Here is a 19661-nt window from a genome sequence, read left to right on the forward strand (position 1 = left end):
CCTTTTCCCAAAATCTCTATTTGAATTGAAGACCAATTTTTGTAGAAGCAACATATTGAAGTTCTCGAATGGCTTTCCACTTCTAATGTGAAAATGAAAACTACAAACTACACCCATTATTATTAACTCATCAATTTAGTAAAGAATCCTTAAAGAGAGAGTTATTTTATTTGAGAGTTCGAAACTGGGAAACTAAATAGATAGTCCCATCTACTCTTTCGCCGTTCACTCGAACAGGAGGAGCTTTTAATGCTGCGAAAAGAGCTTGAGCAACAGCAGATGGTGAATGATATTAAAACATAAGCTACGCATTCTCGGAACACTAGGCTACGTAGGCGGATAGTGTTTAAAGGATAAAAAGCTCAAAATTGTATCATAATATAACCATATACTAAAAGTTTACATAGGTGATTTTAGGTCCCATGTTTAGGAGGACGGGTTTATAGAAGCAAAATATTGCAGAGAATCAAGGGTGATAAGAACAAGTCGTATATTCCCAAATGATGTGAACAATCATAATACATTATTTGGCGGCCGGTTAATGAGTGACGTAGATCAAGTAGCATCGATTTCTGCAGCACGTCATAGCCGAAGTGAATGTGTAACTGCTTCAACAGATTCAGTTGACTTTTTACATCCCATTCGAACAACAGATTCAGTTTGTTTTATATCTTATGTGGCATGGACAGGCACATCTTCAATGGAGGTATTTGTGAAAATTATTGCTGAAGATTTAAAAAGCAGTGTACGTAGAATTGCAGCGACTGCTCTATTAACATTTGTTGCACTTGATGAACATAAACGTCCAACACGTGTTCCACAAGTTATTCCGGAAACAGAAGAAGAAAAAAAATTACATGAAACGGCATTAGATCGAGCAAGTATGCGGAAACAGAGAAAACAAAAAAGCAAAGATGTAGCTACGTTTTTAAATGTAGATTATCCTTAACTTTCATATAGAAGATAAAACTTATAACCTAAGAGGTGCAAAGATAATAAATCAAAATGTAAGGAATGAAAAAATGTTAATTCAGTTACAGGATGATTTATTATTCACAGGAAGTGATTGATAAGAAGGTTCAATGGGTATTTAGGATCCTGACATATATAGGCTAGTAACCGTGCTTTTAATCTGATGTTTGTGAAAATCCCTCCTAAAATTGGGCAAATGTCAATGCCGACCGCAAATACACACATAACTACTATATTGTAGGGTATGTGTGTATTTTTATGAGAAGGAAATATTTATTATTTGCACAGCTATAATAAAATTGCCGTTTGCACATGCAATCTAAGCTAGGTTAAGAAGCGATAAACTGGAAATAATATATCCCAAGAATAACCTCGACAGAATAAACGGAATTTAATACTCAAATAACGGTAAGCAACCTACAAAATTCCGACAAAAACTCAGAAAACATAGTATGTGGAATTTCATTAAATATTTTCCTTTTATGCGGAGATACTATCAGGAGACAAGGTTAGAAAGGAAGACAGTATGGATCATATACAAATGGCCCGTGCGATGTTCGGGACGAATATGGCTGTACATATCATATTTGCAACGATTGGCGTCGGGTTGCCGATGATGATGTTGGCGGCAGAATTGATGTATCAAAGGACAAAAGATTTACAGTATGTTGTCATGGCGAAACGATGGACTAAAACATTAGGGGTTTTGCTTGGGGTTGGGATTCCGACTGGTACGATTGCGGGTGTACAACTGTCTCTTTTATGGCCTGGATTCATGGAAGTGATTGGGCGAGTTATGGCGCTTCCGTTCCAGATTGAGATATATGCATTTATGATCGAAGCGTTGTTCATGTCCATCTACGTGTATGCTGCTGAAAAAATCAAGCCATGGGCTCGTGTCGTGAGTTTATTCTTTGTTGCTTTTGGAGCAATGGCATCAGCTGTCTTGATTTCTAATGTACATGCTTTTGAGGGGACACCGGCTGGGTTTCGGTTTGAAAATGGGGAAATTGTCGATGTTGATCCTTGGGCGGCTTTTTTTAACCCAAGTTTCTTAGTAACAGCAGGACATACTGCACTGACAGCTTATACGACAGGTGCTTTTGTCGTAGCAGCAGTTGCAGCCTATAAGATGTTGAGGAATAAATTTGGTACTACTGAATTTAATTTTCACCAAAAAGCATTAAAGCTCAGCATTGTATTAGGATTGGTCTTCTCTTTTTTGACGGCACTTAACGGTCACGCGACGACCCAGCATTTATATAGGGAGCAGCCGGAAAAATTGGCGGCCGCAGAAGGCTTGTTTGAAACAAAGGACCATGCAGGACTTACTTTATTCGGCTATACCGACAGGGAAGCTCAGGAAGTGAAGTATGGGATTGAATTTCCATGGGTATTAAGCTTCTTATCAGGCAATAGTTTTGATACAGTCGTTACCGGTTTGAACGATTTTCCAGAAGAGTATTGGCCACCGCTTTATGTCCATATTTTATTCAATGCTATGGTCATTATTGGTTCAGGCTTAATCGCTTTAGCCTTGTTCGCTTTAGTCTGGAATAAGTGGTTGAAGAAGGATACTTATCCCAGATGGGTTCTATGGCTGTTTGTTGCTGCAGGCCCGTTATCAGTGATTTCGATAGAATGCGGTTGGATTTTTGCTTGTACAGGCAGACAGCCGTGGACGATATACAGGATGCTTTCCACTGCGGATTCAGTAACTTCATATGAAAATCTAGGGTTTTTATTCACGATGTTCATTCTTGTATATATCATTTTATGCGTATCCGTCGTGTTTACACTTTTGTATTATTTCAAACGTCATTCTGTGATGGATGATATATATATAGCCGAACAGAAAGATGAGAGGCTGTTCGATTCTAATTCATAAAAGGGGGGAAAGCCAATGAGTGATGCACTTCTTGCAATAACGCTAGTGTGGGGTTTTATTTTTCTTTATGCAATTATGGCCTCGATGGATTTTGGAGCTGGTTTCTGGGCAATGACTTACATTAAAAAGGAAGAAACGAATGCTACAAAGATAGCAAACAGCTATTTATCACCTACATGGGAAGTTACTAATACCTTCGTAGTTGGTCTTGTCATTGCCATTTATAGTTTGTTTCCGGGGGCAGTTTTTACCATTGGGGTAGCATTAATTGTTCCCGCCAGTTTAATTTTAGTGCTTCTTTGTATTAGAAGTGCGTTCTTAGTTTTCTCACATAGTGTCGAAAAGTATGAAAAAGCATTAACGTATATATCGGGGTTAACGGGATTAATCATTCCCGGGCTATTAATCAGTGTTTTGCCGATTACCCATCTTGGGTTTGTTGAAGGAATGCGAGGAAATGAAGAACTTAATCTTTTCAAGCTTTTCACAAGTCCAAATGAATATGCCTTTATGGGGTTCGGAATTTTGAGCACGCTGTTTTTATCATCGTTACTTCTATCTGATTACTCAAAACAGGCTGATGAAATGAAAGCATATAAAATATACCGACGGGACGCGATGATAACGGGGCCGCTTATGTTAGTCATGGCTATGATGGTAATGATTACATTAAAAAGTGAAGCGAATTGGCTCTACGAGGGGATGATGAAAAACTCTGCATTATTACTCGTTTCGTTAGTCTTTTTTATTATTAGCGGAGTGGCTCTATATCTTCCTTATTTTTCTAAGCGAGAGGTTAAAGGAATGCCGCGAATCGCTGTCATAGCGATTATCATTCAGTATTTGGTCGGCAGCTATGTTTATGGGATTGCTCATTTGCCATATATCATTTATCCGAATGTAACAATCCTCTCAGGTTTTACCGACCCGACGTCATTCCGGGCAGTGTTTGCCACATATATTGTAGGCTTTGCGATTTTAGTTCCAGGTTTCTATTATTTCTGGTCCATCTTTATGAAAGATCAACGTCGAAAATTCAAACGGCGACAAATGACGAATTAGTATATCTTCTAAAAGCGAGGTTATCACTATGAAAAAGTTAGATTTGCTAAAATATGCGGTTTTAGTCATCTCACTCTTTTTAAGTTATCAAGCAGTTGAAGCACATGATAAAAATTTTCAAGTTGATGGGACCTATATTTCGACAAAAAGAGATGTCACAGGTGACCAAAAAATAGATATCATCCAGGTTCAAGGATTGCCGTATGAGAAAGGAAGCAAGTTTCTTAAAAAAATAGAGCTGAGTGTTGAAAGCAACCGCTGTACAATTAGCTTACCTCTAAAAGCAGGGTATAATCCCGACCTCATGCTTGCTGACTTGAATAAAGATGGGGTTCAGGATGTATTAGTCACGGTTTTGATGGAAGGTACGGATCGCTTACTAAATAGTTATGCCTTCACGTTCAAAGATGGAAAAGTTCAGGAATTAGAGGTTCCGCCATCTGTTCCTGTAATGGCTCAATTTCTTGACGGCTACAAAGCGGAAATCATTATTGAAGGGCAAAAGCCTGTTGTGATAGATGTCAGTTCAAGAAAACAAGATTATGAAGAATTAGGTATTTATCAAGATGGAAAGTTGAATGAACCGACCGAGCTTTTGGTTGATCCCTACTCGTCATTGAACCTCAAGACCGTTTTTGGAAAAGGAAAGGGCCTTGTGGGGGTTCAATATGTGAAAGGGGCCGACGAGCGTGATCCGTTGATGGAGATTAAATCAGTATGGACCTACAACGATGGGTGGGAACTTGTAAAGGCCCAGGTTAAACCAATCAAGGTAAAGAAGAAAGAGTAGTCAGTGCACAAGGCTTGAGGCGGAGTGGGATTTTGAAACATCAAAGGAGTTAATGCCACTCAACTTATCCAGAATTCAAACATCTTGTTTGCCTATGTATCACCAAGGCATTATTGGCTTGAATAAAATAGGAGACAGCTCTTAAGTATGAGAGCTCAGTTTGTAGACAAAAGGGGTCCAGAATGTTTTAATTCCGGACCCCTTTTGAAATTCCCTTTGAATTTTGCTCAAGATTAAGAGATTGGGCCTCTACGAGCCCACTTTATTAAGCCATTCTTGGACCTTGCCATGTCCAATTGGCTATCTTCTTTAAATTCATGGCAGCGAATGTAAGCATCGCCTGCATCGACAATTTTTTAAGTCCCCTTAAAGTAGTCCAACGCATACCATGCTTTTCTTTTGCATCTGCGAATACACGCTTTATTGTTTCTTTGCGTTTCGCATATATAGGTTTTACATCGTTGTGATGACGCAGATGATCTGCTTCTTCCATATAATTTTGCCAGATATGGCGTGTCACCACTTTTTGATGGTCTTTGCTTACTGTACACTGTGATAGAAATGAGCATGCCGCACAAGTGTGTTTGGGTGATTTGTACTCGCGATAGCCCTCTTTATTTGTTGTTGAGTACTTTAAAATCTCGCCCGATAGGCAGAGATAACAATTAAAATATTCATCGTAAACATAGTCATACTTGCGAAAGAACCCTTCTTTTGTTCGTGGACGTGTATAGGGTAAAGCTGGTGTGATTTCTTTCCCAAAAAGGTAGCTTGTAATGGCTGGTGTTTTGTATGCTGCATCTGCGGCAACAGCTTCAGGTTTTCCAACTTTCTCAATTACTTGTTCAACAAGAGGCTCTAAGATATGACTATCATGCGTATTTCCTGGTGTTACAATCGTCCCCAGCACAAAACCGTTGTGGTCTGCAGCCGCATGAAATGAATAGGCAAACTGTTTTGTTCGTTCATCTTTTACATAGTAGCCACTCTCAGGGTCAGTTGTACTTTCTTTAATTTCTTTGGTTTCTTCTTTATCAAATTTATCCGGTGGAAAAGGCTTCTTTCCATTGTTTTCACGATCTTGATTTATTTCTTCTTGAAGGCGTCCTTGATATGCTCGTGTTTCCTTACGAACGATTTTCTTTTCGAATTTTCGCTTATTCGCACTGGCTTTCACATGTGTTGAATCAACGAATACGTGCTCTGCACTTATTAACTTTCTTTCTGAAGCTGTCATTAAGATACGATAAAAAATCTGTTCAAACAGGTCTGTATCTTTAAAGCGACGCTCATAATTTTTCCCGAACGTTGAGAAGTGAGGTACTTTATCATGGAAACCGTAACCTAAAAACCAACGGTAAGCCATATTCGTTTCAACTTCTTCAATCGTTTTACGCATCGAACGAATACCGAAGGTATATTGAATGAATGTCAATTTAACTAAAATAACTGGCTCAATACTTGGGCGGACTATCTCTGAATACATCTCTTTCACCAAGTCATAAATGAAAGTGAAGTCAATGGCCCCCTCAATTTTACGAACCAAATGGTTCGCTGGCACCAGTTGATCCAAAGTAATCATTTCAAGTTGATCTCGCTGAATAGAATTATGTTTCGAAAGCATCGTCATCACCTCAAGTTTTAATACTCCTATATTAAAACAAAAAAGACTGTAGGCAAAAGTGTTTATTTCTAATTGTTAAAACAAAGTTGAGTGGAACGGAAGGTGCGAGACTCCTGCGGGAAAAGCGTGTCCAAGGGAGACCCCACAGGCGCAAAGGCGCCGAGGAGGCTCCCTGACCGCCCGCGGAAAGCGAGTGCCTGGAGTGGATATCAACGTTCGAATTTTTACAACCCCTTAAATGTAGACAAACTCGATTTTCATCGAGTTTGTCTACAGTCTGAGCTCTTAAGTATGAGAGCTGTTTTTAGTTCGTAATTAAAAATTGACAAATATTAAATATTTGGTAAAATCTAAATAAATCCAGTTTATGTATAATCACACCATTTCTCTTAATACGACTGGATAAAATGTAAGCGGATACAACAGGAGGTGCTGTCTTACGGAGCTAAAAGAAAAAATAATCGAAACATCGCTGACACTCTTTGAACAGCATGGTTTTCATGGCGTCTCCGTTAACGAAATTGTAAAGGAATGCGGAACAAGCAAAGGTGGTTTTTATCACCATTTTTCTTCTAAAGACGAACTCTTATTTGTCATTCATGATTACTTTATTTCATATGTTTTAACGAAAGCACAGGAAGCCATTTCAGAAAGTGCCCACCCAACAGAAAAAATGCAAAAGATTATTCAATCATTTGTTAAAGTTTTTGACCTCTATAAACCACACATCTCAGTTTTCTATCAAGAAAGCATATACTTAAAACCACCTTATGTAGAAGCAATCAAAAAAAAGCGTCAAATGTATAAAGAAATCATATTTTCCGTAATTCAAGAAGGAATTGACAAGGGTGAATTCCGAAGCGAACTGCCGGTTGAAATCACCGGAATGTCTATTTTAGGCATGGTGAACTGGTCCTATAAATGGTACAAAAGGGACGGGGGAAAAACAATCGAGGAAATTGGAGAAATTTACGTCGATTTAATATTACAGGCATTATTAACAGATAAACAAAAAAAAGACGCAATAACCCAGCCATATTTACTAAAAAATCAGATGGCTGTGGATTAACAATAAAATCGCTTGTATTTCACAGACCAACTAGTCGGTCTCATTAGAAAGGGGAATAAAGAAATGGATTTCTCACTTACAAAAGAACAGCAGATGATTAAGGATATGGTAAGAGATTTCGCTGAAAAAGAAATAAAACCAATTGCGATAGAACTGGATGCAAAGTCCATGTTTGCAGAGGATGTATTCAAAAAAATGGGGAAGCTGGGGCTACTGGGGATTCCATTCCCTGAAGAGTATGGTGGTTCAGGCGGAGACACGATTTCGTATGCTATTGCCGTTGAGGAGGTCGGCAAGGCCTGTGGAGGCACCGGTTTAAGCTATGCAGCAGCCGTTTCACTTGGAGCAAGCCCGATTTATTATTTCGGTACCGAGGAACAGAAACAAAAATATCTTATTCCAATCACGACCGGTGAAACATTGGCAGCTTTCGGGTTGACCGAGCCGAATGCGGGATCTGATGCGGGCGGTACGAGAACGACCGCAGTATTAGAAGATGATGAATATGTGATAAATGGCGAGAAAACATGGATAACTAATGCAAGCTATTCCAGAACTGTCACCGTAACGGCTGTATCTGGAAAAGACAGTCGAGGCAAGAACATCATCTCTGCATACATCGTCCCAACGGATACACCAGGACTAACAATTAATAGTAATTATGAAAAAATGGGAGTTCGAGCTTCTAATACATGTGAAATCATTCTTGATAATGTCCGGGTACCAAAGAAAAACTTATTGGGAGATCCAGAAAAAGGATTCAAACAGTTTTTATTCACTTTAGACGGTGGAAGGATTTCAATTGCCGCGTTGGCGGTCGGTATTGCGCAGGCAGCCTTTGATAAGGCTTTAGCTTTTTCGAAAGAGCGAGTTCAGTTCGGAAAATCTATTTCAAATTTTCAAGCAATCCAATTCAAACTTGCTGACATGGCGATGGAGATTGAATTAGCAAGAAATATGGTATATAAAGCTGCGTGGTTAAAAGACAATAAAAAACCTTTTGCGAAAGAAGCGGCGTTCGCTAAGCTTTTTGCAAGTGAGACTGCGTTCCGAACGAGCAATCAAGCCATTCAAATCCATGGCGGGTCTGGATATATGCGGGAATATGAGGTGGAACGCTATTTAAGAGATGCTAAATTACTAGAAATTGGGGAAGGGACATCAGAAATTCAAAGAATCGTAATCGCCAGACAATTGGGCTGTTAATCTTTTTCGAACGCAAATGAACCAAAATGCTTCTGTTCATTTTGGTGAAAGGCAGATTATTTCTATACAGCAAGAAGCGTTCATACTTACTTTTACTTATTGGGAGGAGTTTGATGTCTGATTTGCTAGATGTTACTATCGGAAAACTGCTTGAAAAGACAGCTGAAGAATACGGTAATAATGAAGCGGTAGTTTATCATGAACTAGGTCTTCGTTATACGTACAGTGAATTTGAAAAAGTTTGCCGGAAGGCGGCCCGTGGTTTCATGTCACTTGAGATTGAAAAAGGGGAACATATCGCCATATGGGCGTCTAATAAACCGGAATGGCTGATTTCCCAATTTTCAACTGCAAAAATGGGCGGTGTGCTGGTTACGGTCAATACAAATTACCGCACAAGTGAACTCGAATATCTGCTTCATCAATCGGATGCAACGACGATAATCCTGATGGAACAATTTAAAGATCATTCTTATATAGATACGCTTTATGAGATAGTTCCTGAATTGAAAACGGCTAAACCAGGAAAGTTACAATCTGAAAAACTGCCAAAATTAAAGAATATTATTATCTTAGGTGAAACGCGTTATCCTGGTACGTTTTCGTGGGATGACGTCATAAGCGGAAGCGAATCGGTTTCGGAGGAGATGCTGGACATCCGAATGAAGGACCTTGCTCCTGAGGATGTCATTAATATGCAATACACTTCAGGGACGACTGGATTTCCAAAAGGGGTCATGCTGACACATTCGAATTTAGTCAACAATGGGCTAAATATTGCAGCTTGTATGAAGCTTACAAAGAATGATCGGCTTTGTATCCCCGTCCCACTGTTTCATTGTTTCGGCTGTTCCCTTGGTACAATGGCCTCTGTTACTGTTGGAGCCACAATGGTGCCAATCGTAGAATTCAATCCACGTACTGTGCTTCAGACAGTGGAAGCTGAAAAATGTACGGGGCTTCACGGGGTGCCGACTATGTTCATTGCTGAATTGAATCTAGATGACTTCGATCAGTATGATTTACGTTCATTACGGACTGGAATAATGGCTGGCTCCACTTGTCCGATAGAAGTTATGAAAAACGTGGTGGATAAGATGGGAATCTCTGAAATCACGATTACCTATGGTCAAACGGAATCTTCCCCAGGAATTACGATGACCCGTACCGATGATCCAATTGAACTTCGTGTATCCTCAGTGGGAAAGGCTCTTCCGAATGTGGAAGTGAAGATCATAGATCCTAATAGCGGAGAAGAAGTCAAGCGGGGCAGACAAGGAGAACTCTGTTCAAGAGGATACCATGTCATGAAGGGATATTATAATAATCCGGAAGCTACGGAGCAAGCGATTGATTCGGAGGGTTGGCTCCACACAGGAGATTTAGCGGTGATGGACGAAAACGGTTATTGCAAGATTACTGGCCGACTGAAAGATATGATTATTCGCGGTGGGGAAAATATATACCCGCGCGAGATAGAAGAATTTCTCTATCAGCATCCTGCTATAGTCGATGTCCAAATCCTTGGTGTTCCCGATCAGAAGTATGGGGAAGAGGTAGCGGCATGGGTCATTTTGAAAGCAGGAGAAACCTTGACGGAGGAAGAATTGAGAGCGTATTGCAAAGGGAAAATATCTTTTCACAAAATTCCTCGATACATTCAATTTACTGATGGATATCCAATGACTGCATCTGGGAAAATTCAAAAGTATAAGCTTCGGGAGCAAACTCTTGAACTATTAACGGAACGTACCAAATAAGGGGGATATCGAATGATTCGAAAAATTCTTATCGCAAACAGAGGAGAAATTGCATCACGTGTAATCCGTACGTGCAAGAATTTGGGAATTAGTACCGTCGCTGTCTATTCCGAGGCAGATTCGGAAGCACCATTTGTAGGACATGCGGATGAGGCCTATTTATTGGGAGGGTCCAGAGTTCAGGAAAGCTATTTAAACGTCAAGAAGATTTTAGAAATAGCTAAAGAAACCGGTGTAGATGCCATCCATCCAGGATACGGATTTCTAAGTGAAAATGCAGATTTCGCTCGCTCATGTGAAGATGCTGGATTGATTTTCATTGGACCCAAACCTGAAGTTATCCAGCAGATGGGCAATAAAGTTGAAGCGCGAAAAAAGATGGAGCAAGCAGGACTTCCATTAGTGCCAGGTTTCTCACGGCCATTAATTGATAGCGCTGAAGCAGCGGCAGTTGCCGAAAAGATAGGGTATCCAGTTATGCTAAAAGCGTCAGCCGGCGGCGGTGGTATCGGTATGCAGGCAGTTGCAAATGCCGATGAACTGTTAAAAGCATTCGAAGGAAATCAAAAACGTGCTCAATTATTTTTCGGTAATGGAGACATGTTCATTGAAAAATTGATTGAAAAACCCCGTCATATCGAAATTCAAGTATTAGCAGATGGATTTGGAAATGCTGTTTACTTATGGGAACGAGAATGTTCCGTTCAAAGGCGCCACCAGAAGGTCGTAGAAGAAGCCCCTTCTTCTTTTCTTGATGAAGAAACAAGAAAGCAGATGGGGATAGCCGCTGTAAAAGCGGTGAAGGCTATCGGGTATTGTAATGCGGGTACCCTTGAATTCTTAGTTGATGCCGATAAAAACTTTTATTTTCTAGAAATGAATACACGCCTTCAGGTCGAGCATCCGGTCACTGAGGAAATCACAGGACTTGATCTTGTTGAACAGCAAATTAAAATTGCTTCAGGCAACAAACTCGACTTTACACAAGAAGAGGTGAAAAGGGAGGGGCACTCTATTGAAGTGCGCATATATGCGGAAGATCCCAAAACCTTTTATCCTGCACCGGGGAAAATTAGCGGTTTGAAACTTCCTGAAGGTGAAGGGATTCGTCATGAACTGGCCGTTCAGAACACATCGGTCGTTTCACATTTTTACGATCCTATGATCGCCAAATTGGTAGTAAGCGGTGGTTCGAGGAATGAAGCCATCGATAGATTAAGAGAAGCATTGAACACCTATAAAATAGATGGAATTAAAACGAATCTTCCTCTACTTAAGGAAATAATCGTCCATGAAGCTTTTTCTAAAGGCGATACAACAACGGACTTTATTGATAAATATATTAAAAAAATTACTGTATAAACTGTTTGTCGGGGACCGGGAGGGAAAACCGATTCGTTTCTAAAAACTAAAATTATTTGGAGGAATATGATATGGCAGAATTAAAAGCAAGTATGGCAGGAAGCGTATGGAAAATCGTAGCGGGTGAAGGTCAAAGTGTTACCGATGGACAGGATATCATAATCTTAGAATCCATGAAAATGGAAATCCCCATTGCTGCTGAGGAAGCGGGTACTGTTAAGGAACTTAAAGTAAATGAAGGGGATTTCGTAAATGAGGGCGACGTTTTGGCCGTCATTGAATAAAGAGACGGAGGGGTAAAATGAATTGGCCTGAAAAAGTAACCATTAAAGAAGTGGGTCCGCGTGATGGGCTTCAAAATGAAAAGGTCATTATACCGACGCAAAGAAAAATAGACTGGATCAATCAGCTTTCTGATACTGGTCTTTCCTATATTGAAGCCACTTCTTTTGTACATCCAAAATGGATTCCTCAATTGAGTGATGCTGTGGAGGTAGCCAAGGGTATCAAAAGGAATCCAGATATCACCTATGCGGCTCTTGTTCCGAATCAAAGAGGATTGGAGTCGGCCCTAGAAGCGGATATTGATGAAATTTCAGTTTTCATGTCATCAAGTGAGACCCATAATCTAAAGAATATAAATAAAACGATTTCAGATACATTTCCTGTATTAAAGGAAGTCATCGATTCAGCAGCAAGAAGCAGGAAATCAGTTCGAGGCTATGTTTCAACCGTATTCGGGTGTCCTTATGAAGGCGAGGTTTCAATCGAACAGGTTTTCAAGGTTTGTGATCAGCTATTTGAATACGGAATCAACGAGCTATCATTAGGAGATACCATCGGTGTCGCATCTCCTAGACAGGTAGCCTTATTCCTTGAACAGGCTGTAAAAAGATACGATATAGACCGAATTGCTCTCCATTTTCATGATACAAGAGGCATGGCTCTCGCTAATGTCCTCAAATCACTAGATTATGGAATTAAAACTTTCGACTCCGCGCTCGGTGGTTTAGGGGGATGCCCATATGCACCAGGTGCGAGCGGGAATGTAGCTACGGATGACCTGATTCATATGCTACATAATATGGGGATTCACACGGGAATCGATCAAGGAAAACTTATAGGTGCAGCGTCTATGATGCAAAGCTTCTTGGAAAAACCATTGCCTAGCCATCAGATGGCTGTCTATAACGCGCAATAAATAAACATGAGGTGAAACTATGACATCGATAGTAGAGATTAGTCATGAGGAACAGGGAATTGCCATTGTGACCTTAAATCGGCCGGATGCTGCCAATGCGTTATCCACAGAACTACTTCATTGCTTATACGAAGGACTGAATGAATTGAAATTACAGTCTAATCTGCGGACAGTCATACTAACAGGAGCTGGAGAAAAGGCATTTTGTGCAGGTGCAGATCTAAAGGAACGAGCAGGGATGAATGACGAGAAAGTCAGGGAGACATTAAAGCTAATTGGTGACACGATTACAGCGGTTGAAAATCTTCCAGTTCCAGTCATTGCTGCAATTAATGGCTCCGCTTTTGGCGGAGGACTTGAGCTGGCTCTTGCCTGTGACATTCGCATCGCATCTGAAACGGCAAAGATGGGACTGACTGAAACTGCGCTTGGAATAATACCAGGCGGTGGAGGTACTCAGCGGTTGCCGCGGATTGTCGGAATGGCGACTGCGAAAGAACTGATTTATACGGCAAGGAGACTGGACGCTAAAACGGCACATGCCATGCAAATCATCAGCCATATGTACCCGCCTCAACATCTGCTTGAGGAAGCGAAAAACCTGGCTGGAGAAATTGCTGTCAATGCCCCTTTAGCACTAAGAGCGGCAAAAGCTGCCATGAATCAAGGGGCAGATACAGACTTGAAAACTGGATTGCAAATCGAGAAGGACTGCTATCAGACAACACTGCAAACCCGTGACCGACTGGAGGGTCTGTCAGCATTCAAGGAAAAACGCAAACCGGTATTTACGGGTAATTGATTTCAATTGAAGGAGGAACATAGATGGTAACGACGGATAAACTTACAGAAACGGTAGAAACGATAAAAAAAGGCGGCTTAGAAAAATATCATCAAAAAAATGCTGAAAAAGGGAAGCTTTTCGTACGTGATCGGCTACAGCTTCTATTTGACGAAGGAGTTGAAATCGAGGACGCCTTCTTCGCAAATTGTGCGAGTGATGGGCTGCCTGCAGACGGTGTCGTTACAGGCATCGGCAAAATCAACGGACAGAGAGTCTGTGTCATGGCCAATGATTCGACTGTAAAAGCAGGTTCTTGGGGAGCGAGGACTGTAGAGAAAATCATCCGCATTCAGGAAACCGCTGATAAGTTACAATTGCCACTACTATATTTAGTCGATTCAGCCGGTGCCCGCATAACGGATCAAGTCGAAATGTTTCCTGGACGCCGTGGGGCAGGCCGGATCTTTTACAACCAAGTGAAGCTATCTGGAAAAGTGCCTCAAATCTGTCTATTGTTCGGTCCTTCCGCAGCAGGTGGGGCATATATCCCTGCTTTTTGCGATATTGTTGTTATGGTTGATGGAAATGCATCCATGTATTTAGGTTCACCGAGGATGGCCGAAATGGTCATTGGCGAAAAAGTGACCGAAGAGGAAATGGGTGGAGCGAAAATGCATTGTTCCGTTTCAGGATGTGGTGATGTACTCGTTAAATCAGAAGAAGAATCCATTGCCTTTGCTCGCCGATACTTAAGCTATTTTCCAGGAAATTATCAACAAAAGCCGAAAGCTACCAAACCTGAGCTACCTGCTGAATTTGAAAAAACGCTGGAAGAGCTGATTCCAAAAAATCAAAATGCTGCCTTTAATATGTATGACCTAATCGACAGGATTATAGACCGTAATTCATTTTGTGAAATCAAAAAATTATTTGCCCCTGAATTGATTACTGGTCTTGCACGGTTAAATGGCCAAACGATTGGAATTATAGCCAACCAGCCGCGTGTCAAAGGGGGGGTTCTGTTCCATGATTCTGCTGACAAGGCCGCCAAGTTCATCAATTTATGTGATGCTTTCCATATCCCACTTTTGTTCCTAGCGGATATTCCAGGATTTATGATTGGAACTAAGGTCGAACAGGCGGGCATTATTCGCCATGGTGCGAAAATGATATCAGCAATGAGCGAAGCCACGGTTCCCAAAATTTCTGTCGTTGTTCGTAAGGCTTATGGTGCCGGATTATACGCGATGGCAGGTCCTGCTTTTGAACCGGATTGCGTTCTGGCCTTACCAACTGCTTTGATTGCTGTTATGGGTGCGGAAGCAGCGGTTAACGCAGTCTATGCTAACAAAATCAGTGCAATGGATGCAGTAGAACGACCTGCTTTCATTGAGCAGAAGCGAAATGAATATAATGAAGATATTGATATTTACCGCTTAGCCTCAGAGATGATTGTGGATGCTATTATCCAGCCAAATGACCTGCGTGATGAATTGAGCGCTCGGTTTGAAGCGTATAGTAGCAAGCAAATGACATTTACTGAGCGTAAACACGGAGTATATCCCGTATAATAAATAAAATAAACAGCCCGGTCATGTTGATATGATCCCCTTTTAGTAGACAGAAAAAAGAAAGCACACTAATCTGTCTATATATGGAGGGGATTTTTCTATGGGTAATATTAAAAGAACGTTTGATAAAGCATTCAAAAAGCAGGCCGTTGATTTATACCTTAATGGAGATATGAGTTATCAATCGGTCGCTGATAAATTAGAAATTGATAAAAATCAAGTCCGCCGCTGGGTTAAGTACTTTGAAGATGAAGGCATACTGGGTTTGGAAGAGAAACGAGGGAAAGCGAAGGGTCTTGGTAAGGGCAGACCAAGAACAGCTCCGGAGGATCCTGAAGAAAAAATCAGACGTTTAGAGGCGGAGAACGAAATGCTAAAAAAGCTCTTAAAGATGTAAAAGGGGGAATGGAGGCAGTAACGACAAGGAAAAAGTATGAGGTAATTAGGGAAATGTCCAAGGAACACTACCCTATTCAATTATTATGCGAAATTGCACATGTATCAAGAAGTGGATACTACAAATGGTTAAAACGTAAAATATCCCCTTCTGAAAAGCAACTGGAGGATGAAGAGATTCAGAAAAAAATTATAGGATGCTACAATAAACTCAAAGGAATCTATGGGTATCGAAGAGTAAAGGTATGGCTGGATAAAACCTACGGTTTAAACCTGAACCACAAGCGTGTCCAGCGTCTTATGCGGGAGCTAGGGTTAAAGTCCCTGATTCGGAAGAGGAAACCTTATTACGGGAAGAAAGAAGCATATGTCATTTCTAAAAACCTTCTTAATAGGGATTTTCATGCATCCGGACCTAATGAGAAATGGGTAACTGACATTACATATTTGATTTTTAATGGACAGAGACTTTACCTATCCGCCATAAAAGACCTCTATAACAATGAAATCGTTTCTTATCAAGTCAGCCGGAGAAACGACTTAAAACTTGTAATAGATACAATAAAAAAAGCAAAGAAAAAACGGAATGTTAAAGGAATTCTTCTGCATAGCGACCAGGGGTACCAATATACTTCCCACCAATATAATAACCTATTGAAAAAATATAAGATGCAATCCAATATGTCAAGAAAGGGAAACTGCTGGGATAACGCTTGTATGGAGAATTTCTTCAGCCACTTTAAATCGGAGTGTTTCTATATGAACTCCTTCCGAACCTCTGAAGAGGTTAGAGGTGCTGTAAGTATGTATATTCGATTCTATAACCATCATCGCTTCCAGAAAAAATTAAACAACCTGAGTCCATATCAATATAGAACTCAGGCTGCTTAATTGGTCTTTTTTATTTCTGTCTATTTGACAGGGGTCACTCCATGTTGAACGGGCTATTTATTTTGCAGTACGGAAGAATATGATGAATGATTTTTCTAATAATATGAAAATTTTACTAAGTTAAGTATTGCAATATTAACCAAGGAAGAGTACTATAATTAGTAATTAATGATTTACTAATTACTATATTTTCAGTCTTAGTAAAAGAAAGTGAGAGTTGCCATGGTTCAGCAGGAAAAAAAGAAATATATTACTCCAGATGGATACACAGCAGATATTGCGATCTTTACGATTACCACCAAGAAGACGGCCGAGAAAGCCCCGCCTGAAATGTTATTAAAGCTATTATTAATCAAACGTGCTGCAATAGATAGGGAAGGAAGTCCGAATGTTGAAGGTGATAAATGGGCTTTACCCGGTGGCTTTGTGAATGCTGGCGAGACAGCCTATGAGGCAGCCAAACGAGAATTAAAAGAAGAAACAGGTGTGACAGGATTTCATGTGAAGCATTTTGGTGTATATGACCATCCGGGACGTGATCAGAGAGGATGGATTATCTCTAATGCTTTTTATGCAATTGTTCAGGAAGAATTTCTTCATCAAAGAAAAGCGAATGACGATGCAGCTGAGGTGGAATTGTTCACGATACAGGAAGCTTTAAAATTAGAACTTGCTTTTGATCATTATACAATTATTAATGAAGCGATAAATTTAATGAAAAAAGATATGGTGCAAACAACGATAGCTCAAAAGTTTTTACCAGAAGAATTTACACTTTCAGAACTCCAACGGGTTTTACTAACAGTTAGGGATGATGCGAAAATCAGTGCAGATTCACTTTTTTTTGCAAAAGCCCCAAAGCTCCCGTTCTTGGAGAAAGTATTGGATGAAAAGGGCTTACAGAAGAAAACTAAACGTAATTCATTTCGGCCTTCACAACTTTACCGATTTAATGCAGAGATTGTCATGGACTCTATTTATTATTAGGAGGAATGAGTGAAATGGGTAAAAAGGCTTTAATCAATATTGATTATACATATGACTTCGTGGCAGACGGCGGTGCATTGACATGTGGAAAGCCTGGACAGGAAATCGAAGATACACTGGTCGGTATAACTAAGGAATTTATCAAGCAAGGGGAATACACGGTATTTGCGATTGATCTTCATGTAGAAGGAGACCGCTTACATCCTGAAACGAAATTGTTTCCACCACATAATATTAGCGGTACAATGGGTAGAGACCTATATGGTACGTTAAAAGAGGAATATGAAACAAATAAAAATCTAAAGAATGTTTATTATATAGATAAAACACGTTATTCGGCTTTTGCAGGAACGGACCTTGATATCAGACTTAGGGAACGGGACATTACCGACGTATATTTAGTCGGTGTTTGTACCGATATCTGCATATTACATACTGCAATTGACGCTTACAATTTAGGCTATAAAATCTTTGTTTACGAAAATGCAGTGGCCTCATTCAATAGTGCCGGTCACGAATGGGCACTTACACATTTTAAAGGATCACTTGGAGCAACCATTCTTTAATATCTATTCACGCAACAGAATAGAAGAGAGGCGGCCGCTTCTCTTTTGGGAGGAACTATCCATGGAAAAAAAGTACAACGACGACAGTTACGCACTACACACAGATCTTTACCAAATCAATATGGCTCAAACTTATTGGCAAGACAACACACATAACCGAAAGGCCGTTTTCGAGGTTTTTTTCAGAAAGCTTCCATTTAACAGCGGATATGCAATTTTTGCAGGACTAGAGAAAATTGTTCATTACCTACAGAACTTTTGCTTTTCAGAAAGTGATATCAACTATTTAAAATCGGAATTGCATTACGATGATGAATTTTTGGATTATTTGCAGAATGTCCGTTTTACTGGAACGATTCGTTGCATGAAAGAGGGCGAGCTTGTTTTTGGCAACGAACCGATTTTACGTGTAGAGGCACCCCTTGGTGAAGCGCAACTCATAGAAACAGCGCTGCTGAACATTGTGAACTATCACACACTCGTTGCGACAAAGGCTTCGCGTATCAAACAAGTAATTGGCGATGAATCTGCACTTGAATTCGGCTCAAGACGAGCACAAGAAATGGATGCCGCAATATGGGGAGCACGTGCTGCCTACATTGCTGGCTTTGACTCTACTAGCAATGTCCGTGCAGGCAAGCTGTTCGGTATTCCGGTTTCAGGGACACATGCTCATTCCATGATTCAGGCCTATAAAGACGAATATACAGCATTTCATAAATATGCAAGCTCTCATAAAGATTGTGTATTTTTGGTGGATACTTATGATACGCTACGTTCTGGCATCCCGAATGCAATCCGTGTCGCCAAAGAACTGGGCGATAAAATTAATTTCATTGGCGTCCGTCTTGATAGCGGCGATTTGGCCTACCTGTCAAAAGAAGCACGCCGTATGCTAGATGCTGCAGGTTTCCATGATGCGAAGATTGTCGCTTCAAATGATTTGGATGAATATACGATTATCAACCTGAAGCAACAAGGAGCAAGAATCGATATTTGGGGAATCGGGACCAAATTAATTACGGCTTATGACCAGCCTGCATTAGGTGCCGTTTATAAGATGGTTTCAATTGAGGACGAAAATGGGAATATGAGAGATACCATCAAAATTTCTTCTAATCCTGAAAAGGTAACGACACCTGGCCTAAAACGAGTATACAGAATCATTAATAAAGTCAACCACCATGCAGAAGGCGACTACTTGGCTATGGAATATGAAAAGCCTCAGGAACAGGAAAAATTAAAAATGTTCCATCCTGTCCATACTTTCCTAAGTAAATTTGTCACTGATTTCGATGCAGTGGACCTGCATGAGGATATTTTTATGGACGGAATTTTAACCTATGAATTACCATCCATTGATGAAATCAAGACCTTTACGGAAAAAAATCTTCAAGTATTATGGCCAGAGTACTTACGTGCACTCAATCCTGAAGAATATCCGGTCGACTTAAGCCAGGACTGTTGGGATAATAAAATGAGAAATATAGATGAAGTAAAAGCCAATGTTGAGAGAATGTTTACTAAATAAC

General features: G+C 40.3%; 18 protein-coding genes. 17 read left to right on the top strand and 1 reads right to left on the bottom strand.

Annotated features, from left to right (window positions below):
* Positions 1 to 442 precede the first annotated feature (442 nt).
* From AKG34_RS09995 to AKG34_RS10010, 4 genes are all read left to right on the top strand, one after another.
* Positions 443 to 949 (top strand): acyl-CoA thioesterase, encoded by a 507-nt coding sequence (locus AKG34_RS09995; protein WP_053345947.1) that lies wholly within the window; start codon positions 443 to 445, stop codon positions 947 to 949.
* 549 nt (positions 950 to 1498) lie between these two features.
* On the top strand, positions 1499 to 2860 hold the full coding sequence (locus tag AKG34_RS10000; RefSeq protein WP_053345948.1) for a cytochrome ubiquinol oxidase subunit I: 1362 nt from the start codon (positions 1499 to 1501) through the stop codon (positions 2858 to 2860).
* Positions 2861 to 2875: 15 nt separating this feature from the next.
* Positions 2876 to 3922, top strand: a complete 1047-nt coding sequence (locus AKG34_RS10005; RefSeq protein ID WP_053345949.1) for a cytochrome d ubiquinol oxidase subunit II — start codon at positions 2876 to 2878, stop codon at positions 3920 to 3922.
* Positions 3923 to 3950: 28 nt separating this feature from the next.
* A complete protein-coding gene (locus AKG34_RS10010) occupies positions 3951 to 4712 on the top strand; it encodes a YybI family spore inner coat protein (protein ID WP_053345950.1) in 762 nt (253 codons plus the stop codon).
* A gap of 265 nt (positions 4713 to 4977) precedes the next feature.
* Here AKG34_RS10010 and AKG34_RS10015 read toward each other — a convergent pair whose 3' ends face one another.
* Positions 4978 to 6336 (bottom strand): IS1182 family transposase, encoded by a 1359-nt coding sequence (locus tag AKG34_RS10015; RefSeq protein ID WP_053345951.1) that lies wholly within the window; start codon positions 6334 to 6336, stop codon positions 4978 to 4980.
* A 457-nt stretch (positions 6337 to 6793) separates the two neighbouring features.
* Here AKG34_RS10015 and AKG34_RS10020 point away from each other — a divergent pair, with 457 nt between their 5' ends.
* From AKG34_RS10020 to AKG34_RS10080, 13 genes are all read left to right on the top strand, one after another.
* Complete coding sequence (locus AKG34_RS10020; protein WP_053345952.1) at positions 6794 to 7405, top strand: TetR/AcrR family transcriptional regulator; 612 nt, start codon at positions 6794 to 6796, stop codon at positions 7403 to 7405.
* A gap of 63 nt (positions 7406 to 7468) precedes the next feature.
* Positions 7469 to 8611, top strand: coding sequence for an acyl-CoA dehydrogenase family protein (locus tag AKG34_RS10025; RefSeq protein ID WP_053345953.1), 1143 nt, complete (start codon positions 7469 to 7471; stop codon positions 8609 to 8611).
* Positions 8612 to 8724: 113 nt separating this feature from the next.
* Positions 8725 to 10371 carry an AMP-binding protein gene (locus AKG34_RS10030; RefSeq protein WP_236694918.1) on the top strand — a complete coding sequence of 549 codons (1647 nt, stop codon included), beginning with the start codon at positions 8725 to 8727 and terminating at the stop codon, positions 10369 to 10371.
* Between the two features lie 12 nt (positions 10372 to 10383).
* Positions 10384 to 11733, top strand: a complete 1350-nt coding sequence (locus AKG34_RS10035; RefSeq protein ID WP_053345954.1) for an acetyl-CoA carboxylase biotin carboxylase subunit — start codon at positions 10384 to 10386, stop codon at positions 11731 to 11733.
* 71 nt (positions 11734 to 11804) lie between these two features.
* Positions 11805 to 12017, top strand: coding sequence for an acetyl-CoA carboxylase biotin carboxyl carrier protein subunit (locus tag AKG34_RS10040; protein ID WP_053345955.1), 213 nt, complete (start codon positions 11805 to 11807; stop codon positions 12015 to 12017).
* A 17-nt stretch (positions 12018 to 12034) separates the two neighbouring features.
* A complete protein-coding gene (locus AKG34_RS10045) occupies positions 12035 to 12934 on the top strand; it encodes a hydroxymethylglutaryl-CoA lyase (protein WP_053345956.1) in 900 nt (299 codons plus the stop codon).
* A gap of 19 nt (positions 12935 to 12953) precedes the next feature.
* Positions 12954 to 13736: an enoyl-CoA hydratase gene (locus tag AKG34_RS10050; RefSeq protein WP_053345957.1), complete on the top strand. Its 783-nt coding sequence runs from the start codon at positions 12954 to 12956 to the stop codon at positions 13734 to 13736.
* A 23-nt stretch (positions 13737 to 13759) separates the two neighbouring features.
* Positions 13760 to 15289 (top strand): acyl-CoA carboxylase subunit beta, encoded by a 1530-nt coding sequence (locus tag AKG34_RS10055; RefSeq protein ID WP_053345958.1) that lies wholly within the window; start codon positions 13760 to 13762, stop codon positions 15287 to 15289.
* A gap of 100 nt (positions 15290 to 15389) precedes the next feature.
* Positions 15390 to 15686, top strand: a complete 297-nt coding sequence (locus tag AKG34_RS10060; RefSeq protein WP_053345528.1) for a transposase — start codon at positions 15390 to 15392, stop codon at positions 15684 to 15686.
* 8 nt (positions 15687 to 15694) lie between these two features.
* Positions 15695 to 16576, top strand: a complete 882-nt coding sequence (locus tag AKG34_RS10065) for an IS3 family transposase (RefSeq protein WP_053345959.1) — start codon at positions 15695 to 15697, stop codon at positions 16574 to 16576.
* Between the two features lie 222 nt (positions 16577 to 16798).
* Positions 16799 to 17563: an NUDIX domain-containing protein gene (locus tag AKG34_RS10070; protein WP_053345960.1), complete on the top strand. Its 765-nt coding sequence runs from the start codon at positions 16799 to 16801 to the stop codon at positions 17561 to 17563.
* Between the two features lie 14 nt (positions 17564 to 17577).
* Positions 17578 to 18129: a cysteine hydrolase family protein gene (locus AKG34_RS10075; protein WP_053345961.1), complete on the top strand. Its 552-nt coding sequence runs from the start codon at positions 17578 to 17580 to the stop codon at positions 18127 to 18129.
* Positions 18130 to 18190: 61 nt separating this feature from the next.
* Entirely contained in the window at positions 18191 to 19660 is a 1470-nt protein-coding gene (locus AKG34_RS10080) for a nicotinate phosphoribosyltransferase (RefSeq protein ID WP_053345962.1), read from the top strand.
* Position 19661 lies beyond the last annotated feature (1 nt).

It is taken from the genome of Peribacillus butanolivorans (assembly GCF_001273755.1).
In the GTDB taxonomy this organism is placed as follows: Bacteria; Bacillota; Bacilli; order Bacillales; family DSM-1321; genus Peribacillus; species Peribacillus butanolivorans.

Coding starts and splice junctions, on each gene's coding strand:
- AKG34_RS10000 (WP_053345948.1), top strand. CDS start 1,499: ATGGATCATATACAAATGGCCCGTGCGATGTTCGGGACGAATATGGCT.
- AKG34_RS10005 (WP_053345949.1), top strand. CDS start 2,876: ATGAGTGATGCACTTCTTGCAATAACGCTAGTGTGGGGTTTTATTTTT.
- AKG34_RS10010 (WP_053345950.1), top strand. CDS start 3,951: ATGAAAAAGTTAGATTTGCTAAAATATGCGGTTTTAGTCATCTCACTC.
- AKG34_RS10015 (WP_053345951.1), bottom strand. CDS start 6,336: ATGCTTTCGAAACATAATTCTATTCAGCGAGATCAACTTGAAATGATT.
- AKG34_RS10025 (WP_053345953.1), top strand. CDS start 7,469: ATGGATTTCTCACTTACAAAAGAACAGCAGATGATTAAGGATATGGTA.
- AKG34_RS10030 (WP_236694918.1), top strand. CDS start 8,725: ATGTCTGATTTGCTAGATGTTACTATCGGAAAACTGCTTGAAAAGACA.
- AKG34_RS10035 (WP_053345954.1), top strand. CDS start 10,384: ATGATTCGAAAAATTCTTATCGCAAACAGAGGAGAAATTGCATCACGT.
- AKG34_RS10040 (WP_053345955.1), top strand. CDS start 11,805: ATGGCAGAATTAAAAGCAAGTATGGCAGGAAGCGTATGGAAAATCGTA.
- AKG34_RS10045 (WP_053345956.1), top strand. CDS start 12,035: ATGAATTGGCCTGAAAAAGTAACCATTAAAGAAGTGGGTCCGCGTGAT.
- AKG34_RS10050 (WP_053345957.1), top strand. CDS start 12,954: ATGACATCGATAGTAGAGATTAGTCATGAGGAACAGGGAATTGCCATT.
- AKG34_RS10055 (WP_053345958.1), top strand. CDS start 13,760: ATGGTAACGACGGATAAACTTACAGAAACGGTAGAAACGATAAAAAAA.
- AKG34_RS10060 (WP_053345528.1), top strand. CDS start 15,390: ATGGGTAATATTAAAAGAACGTTTGATAAAGCATTCAAAAAGCAGGCC.
- AKG34_RS10065 (WP_053345959.1), top strand. CDS start 15,695: ATGGAGGCAGTAACGACAAGGAAAAAGTATGAGGTAATTAGGGAAATG.
- AKG34_RS10070 (WP_053345960.1), top strand. CDS start 16,799: ATGGTTCAGCAGGAAAAAAAGAAATATATTACTCCAGATGGATACACA.
- AKG34_RS10075 (WP_053345961.1), top strand. CDS start 17,578: ATGGGTAAAAAGGCTTTAATCAATATTGATTATACATATGACTTCGTG.
- AKG34_RS10080 (WP_053345962.1), top strand. CDS start 18,191: ATGGAAAAAAAGTACAACGACGACAGTTACGCACTACACACAGATCTT.